We start from the raw sequence: 14777 nt of genomic DNA on the forward strand, positions 1-14777 counted from the left end.
CACATGCCGCGTCGCTTGATCCTCTCGGCCACGGAGCGGGGCACCCTGCTCGCGTTGCCAGAAAGCCAGGATGACCTGATCCGCTACTACACCTTCAACGACTCCGACCTGTCGCTGATCCGTCAGCGGCGCGGCGACGCCAACCGCCTCGGCTTCGCCGTGCAACTCTGCCTGCTGCGCTACCCCGGCTATGCGTTGGGCACTGACAGCGAGCTGCCCGAACCGGTCATCCTGTGGGTGGCCAAGCAAGTCCAGACCGATCCGGCGAGTTGGACGAAGTACGGCGAGCGCGATGTGACCCGTCGCGAGCACGCCCAGGAACTGCGCACCTACCTTCAACTGGCCCCGTTCGGCCTGTCCGACTTCCGCGCCCTGGTGCGCGAGCTGACCGAACTGGCCCAGCAGACCGACAAGGGCTTGCTGCTGGCCGGCCAGGCGCTGGAGAGCCTGCGGCAGAAGCGACGCATCCTGCCGGCGTTGAGCGTGATCGACCGGGCTTGCTCGGAGGCCATTGCACGGGCCAATCGGCGGGTCTACCGCGCCCTGGTTGAACCGCTCACGGACTCGCATCGGGCCAAGCTGGACGAGCTGTTGAAGCTCAAGGCCGGCAGCAGCATCACCTGGTTGACCTGGCTGCGCCAGGCACCGCTGAAACCCAACTCTCGGCACATGCTTGAGCACATCGAGCGGCTGAAGACATTTCAGCTGGTGGACTTGCCCGAAGTCCTGGGCCGGCACATCCACCAGAACCGCCTGCTCAAGCTGGCCCGCGAGGGTGGGCAGATGACGCCCAAAGACCTCGGCAAGTTCGAGCCGCAGCGGCGCTATGCGACCCTGGCCGCCGTGGTGCTGGAGAGCACTGCAACCGTGATTGATGAGCTGGTGGATCTGCACGACCGCATCCTAGTCAAGCTGTTCAGCGGCGCGAAGCACAAGCATCAGCAGCAGTTCCAGAAGCAGGGCAAGGCGATCAACGACAAGGTGCGCCTGTACTCCAAGATCGGCCAGGCGCTGCTGGAGGCCAAGGAAGCCGGCAGCGACCCCTATGCCGCCATCGAGGCGGTGATCCCCTGGGACGAGTTCACCGAGAGCGTCAGCGAAGCCGAGCTGCTGGCCCGGCCGGAGGGCTTCGACCACCTGCACCTGGTCGGCGAGAACTTCGCCACCCTGCGCCGCTACACGCCGGCTCTGCTGGAGGTATTGGAGCTGCGCGCCGCCCCGGCCGCGCAGGGCGTGCTGGCAGCCGTGCAGACGCTGCGCGAGATGAACGCCGACAACCTGCGCAAGGTGCCGGCCGATGCTCCCACCGCCTTCATCAAGCCGCGCTGGAAGCCACTGGTGATCACCCCGGAAGGCCTCGACCGGCGCTTCTACGAAATCTGCGCCCTGTCCGAGCTGAAGAACGCCCTGCGCTCCGGCGACATCTGGGTCAAGGGCTCGCGGCAGTTCCGCGACTTCGACGACTACCTGTTGCCGGCCGAGAAGTTCGCCGCGCTCAAGCGGGAACAGGCCCTGCCGCTGGCGATCAACCCGAACAGCGACCAGTATCTGGAAGAGCGCTTGCAGCTGCTGGACGAGCAGTTGGCCACTGTCGCCCGCCTGGCCAAGGACAACGAGCTGCCCGATGCCATCCTCACCGAGTCCGGGTTGAAGATCACCCCGCTGGATGCGGCGGTGCCGGATCGGGCGCAGGCGCTGATCGACCAGACCAGTCAGTTACTGCCGCGCATCAAGATCACCGAACTGCTGATGGACGTGGACGACTGGACGGGCTTCAGCCGCCACTTCACCCACCTGAAGGACGGGGCCGAGGCCAAAGACCGGACGTTGCTGCTGTCCGCGATCCTCGGTGATGCGATCAACCTCGGGCTGACCAAGATGGCCGAGTCGAGCCCCGGTCTGACCTACGCCAAGCTGTCCTGGCTGCAAGCCTGGCACATCCGCGACGAGACCTATTCGGCGGCCCTGGCCGAGCTGGTCAACCACCAGTACCAGCATGCCTTCGCCGCCCACTGGGGCGACGGCACCACCTCATCCTCCGATGGCCAGCGTTTCCGGGCTGGCGGCCGGGGCGAGAGCACCGGACACGTCAACCCGAAGTACGGCAGTGAGCCGGGACGGCTGTTCTACACCCATATCTCCGACCAGTACGCGCCGTTCAGCACCCGCGTGGTGAATGTCGGCGTGCGCGATTCCACCTATGTGCTCGACGGCCTGCTGTACCACGAGTCCGACCTGCGGATCGAGGAGCACTACACCGACACGGCCGGCTTCACCGATCACGTCTTCGCCCTGATGCACCTGCTGGGCTTCCGTTTCGCGCCGCGCATCCGCGACCTCGGCGAAACCAAGCTGTACGTGCCGCAGGGCGTGCAGACCTACCCGACGCTGCGGCCGCTGATCGGCGGCACCCTGAACATCAAGCACGTCCGCGCCCATTGGGACGACATCCTGCGCCTGGCCAGCTCGATCAAACAGGGCACCGTCACTGCCTCGCTGATGCTGCGCAAGCTCGGCAGCTATCCGCGCCAGAACGGCCTGGCCGTGGCCCTGCGCGAGCTGGGCCGGATCGAACGCACGCTGTTCATCCTAGACTGGCTGCAAAGTGTTGAGCTGCGCCGCCGCGTGCATGCCGGCCTGAACAAAGGTGAGGCGCGCAACTCGCTGGCCAGGGCGGTGTTCTTCAACCGCCTTGGGGAAATCAGGGATCGGAGCTTCGAGCAGCAGCGCTACCGGGCCAGCGGCCTCAACCTGGTGACGGCGGCTATCGTGCTGTGGAACACGGTGTACCTGGAGCGCGCCACCCAGGGGTTGGTCGAGGCCGGCAAGCCGGTGGACGGCGAGCTGCTGCAATTCCTGTCGCCGCTGGGCTGGGAGCACATCAACCTCACCGGCGATTACGTCTGGCGGCAGAGCCGCAGACTGGAAGACGGGAAGTTTCGGCCCCTACGGATGCCCGGAAAACCTTAGCGTACGATTTTTTCCGAATTCTGCGAGCCCCCCATCTTTGCCGAGGAGCTGGCCGAGTGGTCTGCGCGTTACCCCGATCGCCTGCAGCTGCGCATCTGGCTCGATGCCGAGCAGGGTGTGCCGAGCGGCCCGGCGATTGCCACGAAGATCGCTGACTGGTCAGCCGCCGACGCCTTCATCTGCGGGCCGCAACCGTTCATGGATGCCGCGGGTGCCGCGCTGGGCGAGCGGGGTGTGGATGCGGCGCGTATCCATCTGGAACGCTTTGCCGCCGCAGCGCCGACGGCCGCACCGGGCGGGCGCCGCAGCCGCCTGCGGGTCGCGCTCGACGGTCGCCGTCACGAGCTGGACGTGCCGCGCGGCGAGGTGCTGCTGGAGGCCATGGAACAGGCTGGCCTGCAACCGCCGAGCGCGTGCCGCTCGGGTGTCTGCGCCGCCTGCAAGTGCCGGGTGGTGGAGGGCAGCGTGAGCATGCGCAGCAACCAGGTGCTGAGCGAAAGCGAGGTGCGTCAGGGCTGGGCGCTGGCCTGCCAAGCCGAACCGCGCAGCGCCGAACTGCAAGTCGAATACTGACGTGTGGGAAAGGCCGCTGGCCGTTATCCACCCTGCGCATCGGGTGATCGACGGGGCGTAGGGTGGATAACGGCGCAGCCTTATCCGGCAGTACCTGTGCCTCTGGCCGGTGGAAAAAGCGATTGGCCATTCTTCAGCTGATGCGGATCGTGCCGCGGCGAATTCAGCGCTGCGCCACCGGCAGGTCATGCTTGCGCCAGGCGGCCCAGGAACCGGGCACGTTGGCGACCCGGTTGAAGCCGTGGCGCTTGAGCAGGCTCGCGGCAATCGAGGCGCGATAGCCGCTGCCGCAATAGACCGCGACGATGCCGTCCCGGTCCAGCTGCTCGAGATGCTGCGGCAGGTGCGCGACGAAGGCATGCCGCGCGCCGGGCACGCGGCCCTGCGCAACCTCCTCGGGGGAGCGCACGTCGAGTACCTGGACCTCGGGGTCGCCGCGCCGGCGGTCGAGTTCGTGCACCGTCCACTGCATGACGCACGCCAGCGGCAGGCCGGCGTTCTGCCAGTCGGTCATGCCGTTGCGCAGGTAGCCGGCGACCTGGTCGAGGCCGATGCGATAGAGCTGCAGCGTCGCCTGGTGGACCTCCACACTGTCCTCGCCGATCAGGTAGATCGGTCGCTGGTCGTCGAGCATCCAGCCGGCCCAGCTGGCGAACTCGTCGCGCAGCGCGATGTTCAGCGCACCCGGCACATGGCCGCCGCCGAAGGCGAGGATCGAGCGCACATCCACCAGCTGCACGGCATCGTGATCGGCGGTGCGCTGGCGGAACTCCTCCGGCGCCAACGGCGGTGGCAGCGCCGGGCCATGCAGGCGTTCGAGCGGGCGCGCGTTGAGCTGCTTGAGCCGCGCATAGTGGCGCGGCGGCTCGGGCATGCCGTCGAGCAGCCAGTCGACAAACTCCTGCTCGGTGCGGCGCTGGTTCAGCGCCGGGTTGAACAGCAATTCGTTGCCGAGGGTGGAGTGGCGACGGTCACCGATGGATTTGCCGCAGGCCGAGCCGGCGCCGTGGCAGGGGTAGATCTCGATGCGTTCGCCGAGCGGCAGGTAGCGGGTGAACAGCGTGGCGTAGAGCTGCGCTGCCAGCTGCTTGGTGCTGTCCTCGCCGAGCAGGTCGGGGCGGCCGACGTCGAGGTTGAACAGCGTATCGCCGGTGAACAGCGCGAAGGGCGCTTCGCCCTGCTGGCTGTCACGTAGCAGCAGCGAGATGTGCTCGGGGGTGTGGCCTGGCGAGTGCAGCACTTCCAGGCTGACCTGACCCAGTTCCAGCACCTCGCCGTCGTCCACCTGACGCAGCCCGAAGGCGTAGTCCGCCGATGATCTCGGCGCCGCAGCGTTCGGCCAGCGCCTGGGCGCCGGAAACGAAGTCGGCGTGGATGTGCGTCTCGATGGCATAGGCGATGCGCAGGCCCTTGTCGCGCGCCAGGTCGAGGTAGACCTCGACGTCGCGCCGCGGATCGATCACCGCGGCGACGGCGGCCTTGCTGTCGCCCACCAGATAGGAAATCTGCGCCAGACCTTCGGTGTAGATCGACTCGAATACCAGCATGCGTGTGCCTCCGTAATCCGTGAGGGTTACGGATGTGAGCGCCGGTTGGCCGCCGGCGTTCAATCGCAGCGGGTCACTTGCGGACCAGCAGCACCCCGGATTCCATGTGGTGGGTGTAGGGGAACTGGTCGAACAGCGCGCAGCGTTCGATGCGGTGGGTGTCGGCCAGCTGGGCGATGTTCTGCGCCAGGGTTTCCGGGTTGCAGGAGATGTAGAGGATGCGCTCGAAGCGACGGGTCAGTTCGCAGGTGTCCGGGTCCATGCCGGCGCGCGGTGGGTCGACGAAGACGCTGCCGAAATCGTAGCGCTTCAGGTCGATATCGGCGAGGCGGCGGAACGGCCGCACCTCGTTCAGCGCCTGGGTCAGCTCCTCGGCGGAGAGGCGCACCAGCTCGATGTTGTCGATGCCGTTGTCAGCGATATTGGCCAGCGCCGCGTTGACCGAGGTCTTGCTGATCTCGGTGGCCAGCACGCGACGCACGCGGGTGGCCAGCGGCAGAGTGAAGTTGCCGTTGCCGCAGTACAGCTCCAGCAGGTCGTCGAATGGTGGTTTCGTCGGGGATGCGCTCCAGGTTCAGCCCGGCAAACTGGCGCAGGATCGTGGTTTCGTACAGCGCTTCCTCCATCGCTGGATCGCTGTAGCCGAACCAGTTCTGCAGCAGATGCACACGCAGCATCGCCATCAACGGGTAGGCCGGACGGCCACCTTCACCCTTCGGATAATGTGGCTCGATCAAAGCAATCAAGCCCTTCCACGGCACCACCCGATCCATCTCGATCAGGAACAACTCCTTGCGGGTTTGCTTGCGCTTGCCAGCGTACTCGGCGTCGGCGAAGGTCATCTGCTTCATCGGGAAACTCGGTGGGTGGGGTCGCGGTATTTTGCCAAATCAGAAAGTCTTTTTCAGAGTTTCCCTAGGCTGACAAGCCAAGCGCTGGATCGCAACCATCCATCACCTTATCCAGCTAGATCTGCCTCCTCCAATAAGTGCCGCACAAATCCCGGCGGGTGCAGATTTCCGGGAGGTTTGCGCCAGATCAGTTGGAGACGCTTTTCAAGCCCCGGGATGGGAAGAGCTACCAGCGCGCCACTGCGAACTTCGTCTTGTACTGCGGAAGCCATCACCAACGACACGCCGAGTCCCGCCCTCACTGCTTGTTTGACTGCCTCGGTGCTGCCTAGCTGCATACCGCTGCGAGGCACGCCCAGTTCGCCAAAGTATTCGGTCAGAAGCCGTCCGGTACCGCTACCCGGTTCACCTCCCAGCATCGGCAGGTCCACCAGACGATCACGTTCTATGCACCCTGCTTCAGCCAGCGCATGGTCGGGGCTGACGATAAGCACCAGCGGCTCGACCCGCCAGAGGCGGTGTTCGAAGTCGGGGTGAGGTAGCCACCATTCCATGATCGCGGCGTCGAGCTGGCCCGCCAGTAGCTGGTCGGCCACATCCGGGTTGGCGGCGATGCGCAGATCCACCTCGCCCCTCTCATTTGCGGTCGTCAGATAGTTGCGCACGAATGGCTGGAGAAGGTAGGTGCCGATGTTGGAGCTGGCCCCGACGCGCTCACGATTGCCATGCAGGGCTTCTAGCGCCCGGGCGTGCATGTCGAGCAAGGCGGTCGCATGCGGCATGAAGGCCAGCGCCCGTGTGGTAGGCTGGCAGCCGCTACGACTGCGCTGCACCAGCGTTACGCCGACCTGCTCTTCAAGCTTCTGCAAGTGCTGCGACACCGTCGGCTGGGCCAGCCCCAACGCCCTCGCCGCGCTCTGAAAACTGCCTGTTTGAACGATCGCTACCAGGCTCTTCAGCCAGACCGGATTCAACATGCGGCAGGCTCGGCCTTGGGCAGACGGTTCGCAGCGTTGATTGGGCGCGCACCTGCCAATACCTGGATGATGTTCTGCGCTGCACAACGTTCAATCTCCAGGCGCACCGCGCGCACTGCCGACCCTATGTGCGGAGTGAACAGCGTATTCGGATGCGCGAGCAGCGCAGGATCGATCAGCCGCGGCCGGTCCGCGCGAGCCCAGTCTTCCATTTCGAATACATCCGCCGCATACCCGCCGAGCTGGCCTCGCTCAAGCGCCGCGAGCACGGCGGCTTCATCCACTACCGAACCACGACAGGGGTTTACAAGCAGAGCGCCCGGCCGTACGAGGGCAAGCAGCTCGGCGTTGACCAGATGCTGGGTATCGGCATTCAAGGGAAGCGCCAGCAGGATGAAGTCCGAGCTGGCGAAGAGTTCGCTGCACGCCACCTGGCGCAGGCCGAGCCGTTGCTCGGTTTGTGTATCCAGAGCCTTCGCCTCGTGGTACTGCAGGGTCGCGCCCCATCCCTGCAAGCGATCAGCCATGGCCAGTCCGATGGCGCCCATGCCAAGGATGCCGACCGTAGCGTTATCCAGCCCCGTGCCGTAGAACTGTGGTTGCCAGCCCTGGAACTCGCCAGAGCGGACGAACGCATCTGCTGCCCGCAGATGCCGCCCCAGCCCCACCGCCAGTCCGATCGCCAGCTCGGCAGTCGGGACGGTCAACAGATCAGGCACGAAGGTCAGCCAGACCCCGCGGGCAGTACAGGCGTCCACATCGAAATTGTCGAAGCCCTTGAGCGCGCAGCCGACTACACGCAGCTCAGGGCAGGCTTGAAGAAAGTCTGCATCGACCCGATCGGGCATGAACACCATCATCGCCTGAGCATCGCGGCAGCGGCGCAGAATTTCCTCGCGCGTCAGCGTGCTGTCGGTCTGGTTGGTCATCAGCTCGCAATGTGGCGCCAGCAGTTGCAGGATCTCATCGTGTACTCGGTGAGTTATAACGAGTTTCGGCAGCATGGTTTGTCCTATTTGAAATGTTTGCGCAGCACGCCACTGAAGGCGTCTACTAGCGTGACCATGGCCAGGATGACCAGCAGGATTGCTGCAACCTCCTGGTACTGCATGATGCGCAGCGAGCCCATGAGTTCGAAGCCGATACCGCCGGCGCCAACCATGCCCATCACGGTGGAGGCGCGAAAGTTGTATTCCCAGCGGTAGATCGCCACGTCGGCGAACTGCGGCGTCACCTGTGGCAAAACCGCGTGCAGCAGCACTTGCATCGGCGTAGCCCCCGCCGCCCGAGCGGCTTCCACCGGCGCTTCGTCGACGTGCTCGATGGCCTCGGCGAAGAACTTGCCGACCATGCCGACCGAATGCAGACCCAGGGCAAGCACGCCCGGCAAGGCGCCGAACCCTACGGCTGCAACGAAGATGATGCCCATGATCAGCTCCGGCACCGACCGCAGGGCATTGAGCAGCACCCGGGCAACACCGAACACAAGGGGGTGCGGCGCCGTATTGCGCGCTGCAACGAAGGCCACCACCAGCGAGAACACCACTGCGATGGCCGTACCGGCGATGCTCATCGCCAAGGTGTCGATCAAGGGGCGAATCCAGCTTCGATAGCCCGAAAAGTCTGGCGGCATGGCCTCGCCTGCCAGGGTCGCGATGGAGGGCAGCCCGTTCAGCAGCGTGGTGGCATCGAGCAGCCCCACGTACCAGCAGGCCAACAGCACCACTCCGAATACAATCGCCACCTGCCCCAGCTGGCGCCACCAACCGAGGCCAAAGCCTCGAAGGATGTGCTCGCGTTGCTCTGCAGGCAGCGCCTGCACGTCGTAATGAGAAGACATATCGGTGCTCACATCGTGGCGAAGTCGAGGCCGAGCAGCGATCCCATGTTGCGGATCACATCGTAGTCGGCGTCGGTGATTGGCGCGAAGGCCTCGGCCTTGAAGTTGCGCAGCACTTCGGGATCGTCGATACCGACGAATACATCCCGCACCTTGGTTTTCAGCTCGGGGCTCAGGTTCGAACGCATCGCCCAGGGGTACTGGGGGTATTCGCCGCTGTAACCAAGTACTTTCACCTTGCTCGGATCGATCAGGCCACGTTCGGCTGCGTGATTGAAAATTACCTCCGACAGCCCACCCGCATCGGCGTTGCCGTTCGCCACGTTGACGGCAACGGCGTCATGCGTGCCCACAAAATGTTGTTCGTAGTCCTGCCCACCCGTCAAATCGGCCGTCTCAAGAAGCACGGTTTTGGGAATCAAATGGCTGGACGTCGATGCCCGGTCACCATAGGCCATTCTCTTGCCCTTAAGGTCGGCATACTCATTCACGCCTGACGCCACATTGGCGATAATCACCGAGCGATAGGTCGGCTTGCCGTCGATGACCATGGCAGCGAAGGGCTCGATGTCGCTTTTGCTTTTGGCCATGACGTAGGACAGCGGACCGAAATACGCCAGGTCGATACGGCCAAAGCGCAGCGCCTCAATCATCGAGGAATAGTCGGTGGTTACGATCAGCTGCACCTTCTTGTCCAGATGCTCTTCCAGATAATCCTTCAGCGGCTGGTTACGCTTGATCAGCTCGGAGGCGTTTTCGTCCGGCAGCAGGGCAACCTTTAGCACATCCGGATCGGCATCGGCCGCTAGGGCGGACAAACTTGAAACAGCGGACAGCAAGCAAGTCAATAAGAGCGCGGATAAGCGTTTCATCGGGACATCTCCTGTGAAGGTTCGAGCATGACAGGTGGTTCAGCCGGAGCATTCGCTGGCTGAGTCGTAGAGCGGCCTGCATAGATGCGCTCAAGCTGCGCATCGGTGAGTTCCGAGGGCGCGGCATCGAAAACGATCTGAGAATCGGCCAGCCCGACGACGCGATCGGCGAAGCGGCGGGCATATTCGAGTTGATGCAGCGAAACGATGGCGGTGATGCCGTCTTCCTTGCAGATGTCGCGCAGCAATCCGAGAACACGGACCGAAGTGGCCGGGTCGAGACTGGCTACCGGCTCATCGGCCAGAATGATCGCCGGCTGTTGCGCTAGCGCACGCGCGATGCCTACCCGCTGCTGCTGGCCACCGGACAGTTTGTCCACCCGGCTTAGCGCCTTGTCTGCCAGACCGACCCGAGCGAGGCAACTGAGCGCAATCTCCTGATCGGCACGCGGCAGAGGAAACAGCGAGCGGAGCGTGTTGTGAAAGGCCAGCCGACCGGTCAGCACATTAGCCAGTGCGCTTTGACGTTCGATTAGCTGGTGGTGCTGAAAGATCATGGCGGTACGCCGACGATGCTGACGCAAGGCCGAGCCGCTGCCGAGTTCACCGAGTTCGCTGGTGACACTGCCGCCAGTGGGCGTGACGAGTCGATTGAGACTACGGAGCAAGGTCGACTTGCCTGCGCCCGAGAGACCAAGCAGCACGGTGAACTCACCACGCCGAAATGCAATCGAGGTATCGCGTAGGGCTGTCACGCCGCCTGGATAGACGACGCTCAACCGGTCGACCCGCAGCACGGCGTCCTGTATCGGATGGGGCGTCATTTGTTCACCTTTCGCAATATTGCTGGCCGCACAATTGCGGTTCGCGATGCAAAGGGTAGAAATTCCTTGTTACCGCACTGCTTCTAAAGGATGACATTTCGATGAATACTTCGAATCTGCCGTAGCGGGGCGGCAAGCGAAGCCGTGGAAGAACGGGCGCAACGTAGCGTCTTTCTTCACGCGGGATACAGGAGGCTTTGATTGATACTGCTGCGGATTCGCTACAGTAACGTTGGGCCAGAACGTAATGCCATCCAAGCAAGAGAGCGCACACTAGGGAAACTCTGAAGAAGACTTCCAGATTTTGGCAAAATACCCGGATTCCACCCACCGAGTTTCCCGATGAAGCAGATGACCTTCGCCGACGCCGAGTACGCCGCGTCGGATTGGTTCTGCAGCTTCTAATCAAGCTTCGCCAGGACAAGCCATGGCGACGACATTGATCGAGGAGCTGGCCATTTGGGATGTAGAGATTGAGCAGCTGACCTCGGCCGGCGACATAGCATTCCGCTATGGCGCGCTCCGTGCGCATCTCGACACCCTCTATCGCCTTGATCTCATTGACGACGCGGAGCGCCGGGAAAGACAGGAGCTGGCCGACGCCGCTTATGCTTATGCAATCGATACGGCGCTGAGCCCTGGATCCGGAGACCGAATGCTCTAGAAATTTGAGTGCCGGGCGCGTTACTGTATATGCGTACAGTTACAGTGAAGTGCCGTTTATGCGTCTCCGAAGGTGTACCGACGTCGAAACAAACATTCTGGTAAGCGTCCTTTCCGGAACGGTCCAGGGAGGCTTCCCAAGCCCTGCTGCGGACTACTACGAACCACCGATATCGCTCGACGTGCTGCTGAACCTCCGAGCCCCTCATATCTGGTTGGCCGAGACCGAAGGCGACAGCATGTCCGGTATTGGCATCTACCACGGCACATTGCTCGTGATCGACCGGTCACTCGACGCAGAGGTGGGCGACATCGTCGTCGTTTATGTGAACAACCAGCCGATCGTTAAGCGATTAGATCTGGTCAACGGCTGCAAGGTCTTGTCTTCGGAGAATCCCCTGTACCCCCCTATCACTGTCGGTGAGTTCGAAGAGGTCGACACCTTCGGCATCGTCATCTGGAGTTTCAACCGTCATGGTCGACGTAGCCGGTAAACCCCGCCCCTCCTTTGCGCTTATCGACTGTAATAACTGCTTTGCCTCGGTGGAGGTGCTTTTCCGGCCAGAGCTTAGGGGACGGCCTGTCGTCGTTTTATCCAATAACGATCTGAGGGGTGGGAATCGTTAGTAAATCCTGTAGAGTCCGCGCCACCTTCTGAACCCCTCTGGAACAGCAGTTTCCAGGCTTCATAAGGCAATCCATTGGAAGTGTTTTAGGGCAGCGGCATGAGGCTGGTATTCGCAACAAAAGACCTAGCATTAGCAGGTCGATCCTTTGAAGGCTTTCCGTTGCTGATTGGGTCAGAGGGATGGCCAGTCGAGCCAGCTCAATCCTTCCTTTGGCACACGCTTATCGAGTCAGGTGAGGCCCTAAGCGATTTGACTTGGGAAGCCTATGGACGGCGTCTGTATGATTACTTTGCCTTCCTGGAAGCCAATGGATTGGGCTGGGACGAGGAAAGCCCGGCTCACGGTCTGAGTGCTCTGTCGAGGTACAGGGATTGGTCGAGCGGAGAATTAGCACTTGATCCCGGCACGGTGAACAATCGTCTGGCCTTGATCGTGAGGTTCTACCGATGGGCTAAGCAGCGCAACCTGATAACTGTGCTGCCCTTCGGTGAGAAAAGGGTAAGAGTTGCCCAACATTCCGGTCTTCTCAGTCATATCGCTCTGCCCGGAGCCGAGAGCACGAAAGTTTCGGTGATGGTTCGCGACCGAAAGCGCTTGACCAAATTCCTGACCAAGGATCAAGTCAAGGTATGCCTTGCCCTGGATACCGATCCAAGCCACCAGATATTGTTCCACCTCATGGTGCGTACCGGCCTTCGCTCCTGTGAAGCGAGGTCTTTTCCTCTCAAATATGTGTTCAACCCCAGGTTGAAGAAGGGACTGCGCCCAAGGCAAATGATCAGTGTTGCTCTTGATCCTTCAGACATGCATATCAAGTACGACCGGCCTAGAACTATCGACGTGCCATGGTCGTTGATGGAGAGCATGTGGTCTTACTCCCTTCACCAACGAGAGGTTCGTAAGTCCAATGGTGATGGACGTGTTACCGCGCTGCTGCTGACTAATGAAGGCAGGCATTATTCAAAAGATTCCGTAGTGGACGTTATGAAGTCCTATGAAAGAAAGTGCGGTTTCTATGTTCGGGCCCACATGCTACGCCACACCTATGGGACTTATACCTTGCTTGCTCTTCGAAAAAGCAAAGAGTTTGAAGGTGAGCCATTGTTGTATGTCCGAGATAGGCTGGGGCATTCAGATGTGCAAACAACTATGATCTATTTGCATCTCATAAACCAGCTTGAAGCCCAATCCGTCCTTGCTCACGAGGACGAAATTGACATGATGTTTATGACTGATTCGGTTTCGCGTATTTGAGGTAGCACCATTGGCTCGGCAAAAAAGCTACAAGGCGGTTATGCGGTCGGTTACAAAAGGATTCGAGGCTGTCGAAGATGATATCAAGATTGACCTGCCGAGAAACCCGAGAAACCACAGGCAACTCGATCATACGAAATATTTAGGCTTGGGCTTCGACGCTTGGGCAATTCAAAGTCTTCACGTTATCAAAGCTTTGCTACAAGGAGGAAACTTCTCAGTGACGACCTTGATTGGTTACTCTACGAACGGGCTGAGATTTTTTATAAATTTCTTGAGTGGAGGTTCGGTCAAGTCGCCACCTGCAACGCCAAACAGTCTTACCAAAAGCCACTTGGATCGATACATCTCTTGGCTGAGGCTAAAATACCCTAACGGCTCGACAGCCAAGAATTACTATACTAGCTTCAAGTCGTTAGTTGTTGTTTTGGCTGAATATGGATTTATTGAAGTTAATCTTGACGATCTTTTGCCCCTCAATCCATTTCCTAATAATTCGCAGAGCACTAAAGATGCAGATCCGCTCACCTTGGGTGAAATGCAAAGGCTGATTGGCGCTTTGAAGTCAGATCTTATTGCCATCCATAAGGGTACATTCCTTGGAAATGGCGCGGAGGCGATGGCTGTATTGCTACTAATTACTGCGGCAAGGTCTGGAATCAATACTACGCCGCTCTTGGAGATGAAAAGGGATGCCCTACAGCCTCACCCATTTATTCCTAATCTCAGGTTGATTACTACCGTCAAACGTCGAGGTAAAGGCGCACAGAGCAAAACAATCCGTCAGACTAATCTGCTAGATGAGTACAGTGCTATTCCCCTGGATGGGGTGGCAGTCCTCAATAAGGCGCTGGAGATTTCTAAGCCACTCGTAGCACTGGCACCTGATGAAATATCTTCATGTGTGTGGTTATATCGCTCGGGCCAGCCTGGCCGCTCGAACGACATCGTTACCCTTACACCCGGTGCTTTATATGTCACGGCAAAAAGCATTTGTGAGCGTCATGCGCTTCAGGATGATCAAGGCAATCGGCTAAATGTCACGCTTAGTCGGCTGCGAAAGACTATGGAAAGCCGTTTGTGGAAACTGAGCGGTGGCGACATTATAGAAGTTTCCTCCGTTATGGGTCATACCCCTGGTGTCGCCGATAATCACTATTTGAAAATCAACGATGAGATCAAGGTCGACGGGGCGACATTTGTTGGGGAGGCTTTTCCGGACAAACTACGTGGCATAAACGTTATACCAACCCCACCAGGCGGCTGCAAAGATAGCCTTTACGGTAGTCTGGCACCAAAGGATGGCGTCAATCATTGTTCTGAATTCATCCACTGCCTCGGTTGCCCTAGCTATGCAATTGTAGGCACCTTGGAGGACTTATACCGGCTGTTCAGCTACCAACAATTCTTGTATGCAGAAGTCGAATACTTTCTCACGGACGAGTGGGGCGCATGGCGCAAGCGTCAGTTTGACTATATTCGATTGATAGATGATTTCACCCAGAAGTTTGATCTTGCATTGGTTTCGCAAGCAAGGGCTCAGGCTGAGTCATCTCCGCACTTGTTCTGGGCTAAAAAAATCGAGTTCATGAAGAAAAAATTGGGCGGCGAAATTTGAGCATAAGAACCACGAATGCGGTGTTAAAGGCATATGATGTCCTCATCGCACAGCCAGTTTCAGCGAATGGTCTAAGGATTCTCCGATCAAGTCAGCACAGGCCATCTGACCTGTGCTGAAATAGCCCTCCGTCCAACTGCCCTCTACAAGCCCGCCATC

At 60.5% G+C, this 14777-nt stretch carries 13 protein-coding genes and 3 pseudogenes; 7 read left to right on the top strand and 9 right to left on the bottom strand.

Annotation, left to right across the window (positions count from 1 at the left end):
• Nucleotides 1-3 precede the first annotated feature (3 nt).
• Both ACNQP3_RS22015 and ACNQP3_RS22020 read left to right on the top strand, forming a co-directional pair.
• On the top strand, nucleotides 4-2970 hold the full coding sequence (locus ACNQP3_RS22015) for a Tn3-like element TnAs1 family transposase (RefSeq protein WP_010921731.1): 2967 nt from the start codon (nucleotides 4-6) through the stop codon (nucleotides 2968-2970).
• Between the two features lie 117 nt (nucleotides 2971-3087).
• Entirely contained in the window at nucleotides 3088-3543 is a 456-nt protein-coding gene (locus ACNQP3_RS22020; protein ID WP_232881379.1) for a 2Fe-2S iron-sulfur cluster-binding protein, read from the top strand.
• Between the two features lie 163 nt (nucleotides 3544-3706).
• On the opposite strand, the gene ACNQP3_RS22025 is transcribed toward ACNQP3_RS22020, so the two are convergent.
• The 9 genes and pseudogenes from ACNQP3_RS22025 to phnC form a co-directional block, all read right to left on the bottom strand.
• Entirely contained in the window at nucleotides 3707-4828 is a 1122-nt protein-coding gene (locus tag ACNQP3_RS22025) for a rhodanese-like domain-containing protein (protein ID WP_232881381.1), read from the bottom strand.
• Entirely contained in the window at nucleotides 4731-5090 is a 360-nt protein-coding gene (locus tag ACNQP3_RS22030; RefSeq protein WP_230357762.1) for an MBL fold metallo-hydrolase, read from the bottom strand. The genes ACNQP3_RS22025 and ACNQP3_RS22030 overlap by 98 nt, the downstream gene beginning before the upstream one ends.
• Nucleotides 5091-5163: 73 nt before the next feature.
• A pseudogene (locus ACNQP3_RS22035) lies at nucleotides 5164-5631 on the bottom strand (methyltransferase domain-containing protein); the annotation flags it as partial.
• Nucleotide 5632: 1 nt separating this feature from the next.
• Nucleotides 5633-5941: pseudogene (locus tag ACNQP3_RS22040) on the bottom strand (IS5/IS1182 family transposase); the annotation flags it as partial.
• A gap of 107 nt (nucleotides 5942-6048) precedes the next feature.
• Nucleotides 6049-6918, bottom strand: a complete 870-nt coding sequence (locus ACNQP3_RS22045; protein WP_010466239.1) for a LysR family transcriptional regulator — start codon at nucleotides 6916-6918, stop codon at nucleotides 6049-6051.
• Nucleotides 6912-7922 (bottom strand): phosphonate dehydrogenase PtxD, encoded by a 1011-nt coding sequence (gene ptxD, locus ACNQP3_RS22050; RefSeq protein WP_094867759.1) that lies wholly within the window; start codon nucleotides 7920-7922, stop codon nucleotides 6912-6914. The genes ACNQP3_RS22045 and ptxD overlap by 7 nt, the downstream gene beginning before the upstream one ends.
• An 8-nt stretch (nucleotides 7923-7930) precedes the next feature.
• On the bottom strand, nucleotides 7931-8758 hold the full coding sequence (phnE, locus tag ACNQP3_RS22055) for a phosphonate ABC transporter, permease protein PhnE (RefSeq protein ID WP_003118430.1): 828 nt from the start codon (nucleotides 8756-8758) through the stop codon (nucleotides 7931-7933).
• Between the two features lie 8 nt (nucleotides 8759-8766).
• A complete protein-coding gene (gene phnD, locus ACNQP3_RS22060; RefSeq protein WP_070087027.1) occupies nucleotides 8767-9630 on the bottom strand; it encodes a phosphate/phosphite/phosphonate ABC transporter substrate-binding protein in 864 nt (287 codons plus the stop codon).
• Nucleotides 9627-10454, bottom strand: a complete 828-nt coding sequence (gene phnC / locus ACNQP3_RS22065; protein ID WP_070087028.1) for a phosphonate ABC transporter ATP-binding protein — start codon at nucleotides 10452-10454, stop codon at nucleotides 9627-9629. Before phnC ends, phnD begins: the two co-directional genes overlap by 4 nt.
• Before the next feature lie 427 nt (nucleotides 10455-10881).
• Here phnC and ACNQP3_RS22070 point away from each other — a divergent pair, with 427 nt between their 5' ends.
• From ACNQP3_RS22070 to ACNQP3_RS22090, 5 genes and pseudogenes are all read left to right on the top strand, one after another.
• Entirely contained in the window at nucleotides 10882-11118 is a 237-nt protein-coding gene (locus ACNQP3_RS22070) for a hypothetical protein (RefSeq protein ID WP_070087029.1), read from the top strand.
• Between the two features lie 58 nt (nucleotides 11119-11176).
• Nucleotides 11177-11611: a LexA family protein gene (locus ACNQP3_RS22075; RefSeq protein ID WP_070087030.1), complete on the top strand. Its 435-nt coding sequence runs from the start codon at nucleotides 11177-11179 to the stop codon at nucleotides 11609-11611.
• Nucleotides 11592-11723 (top strand): annotated as a pseudogene (locus ACNQP3_RS22080) (hypothetical protein); the annotation flags it as partial. The gene ACNQP3_RS22075 and the pseudogene ACNQP3_RS22080, both read left to right, overlap by 20 nt.
• Nucleotides 11724-11842: 119 nt before the next feature.
• Nucleotides 11843-13000, top strand: a complete 1158-nt coding sequence (locus ACNQP3_RS22085; RefSeq protein WP_028692960.1) for a tyrosine-type recombinase/integrase — start codon at nucleotides 11843-11845, stop codon at nucleotides 12998-13000.
• Between the two features lie 10 nt (nucleotides 13001-13010).
• Complete coding sequence (locus tag ACNQP3_RS22090) at nucleotides 13011-14618, top strand: hypothetical protein (RefSeq protein ID WP_070087031.1); 1608 nt, start codon at nucleotides 13011-13013, stop codon at nucleotides 14616-14618.
• The last annotated feature ends 159 nt before the right edge of the window (nucleotides 14619-14777 follow it).

The sequence above is a fragment of the Pseudomonas sp. LFS074 genome (assembly GCF_047978165.1).
Classification (GTDB): domain Bacteria; phylum Pseudomonadota; class Gammaproteobacteria; order Pseudomonadales; family Pseudomonadaceae; genus Aquipseudomonas; species Aquipseudomonas putida_P.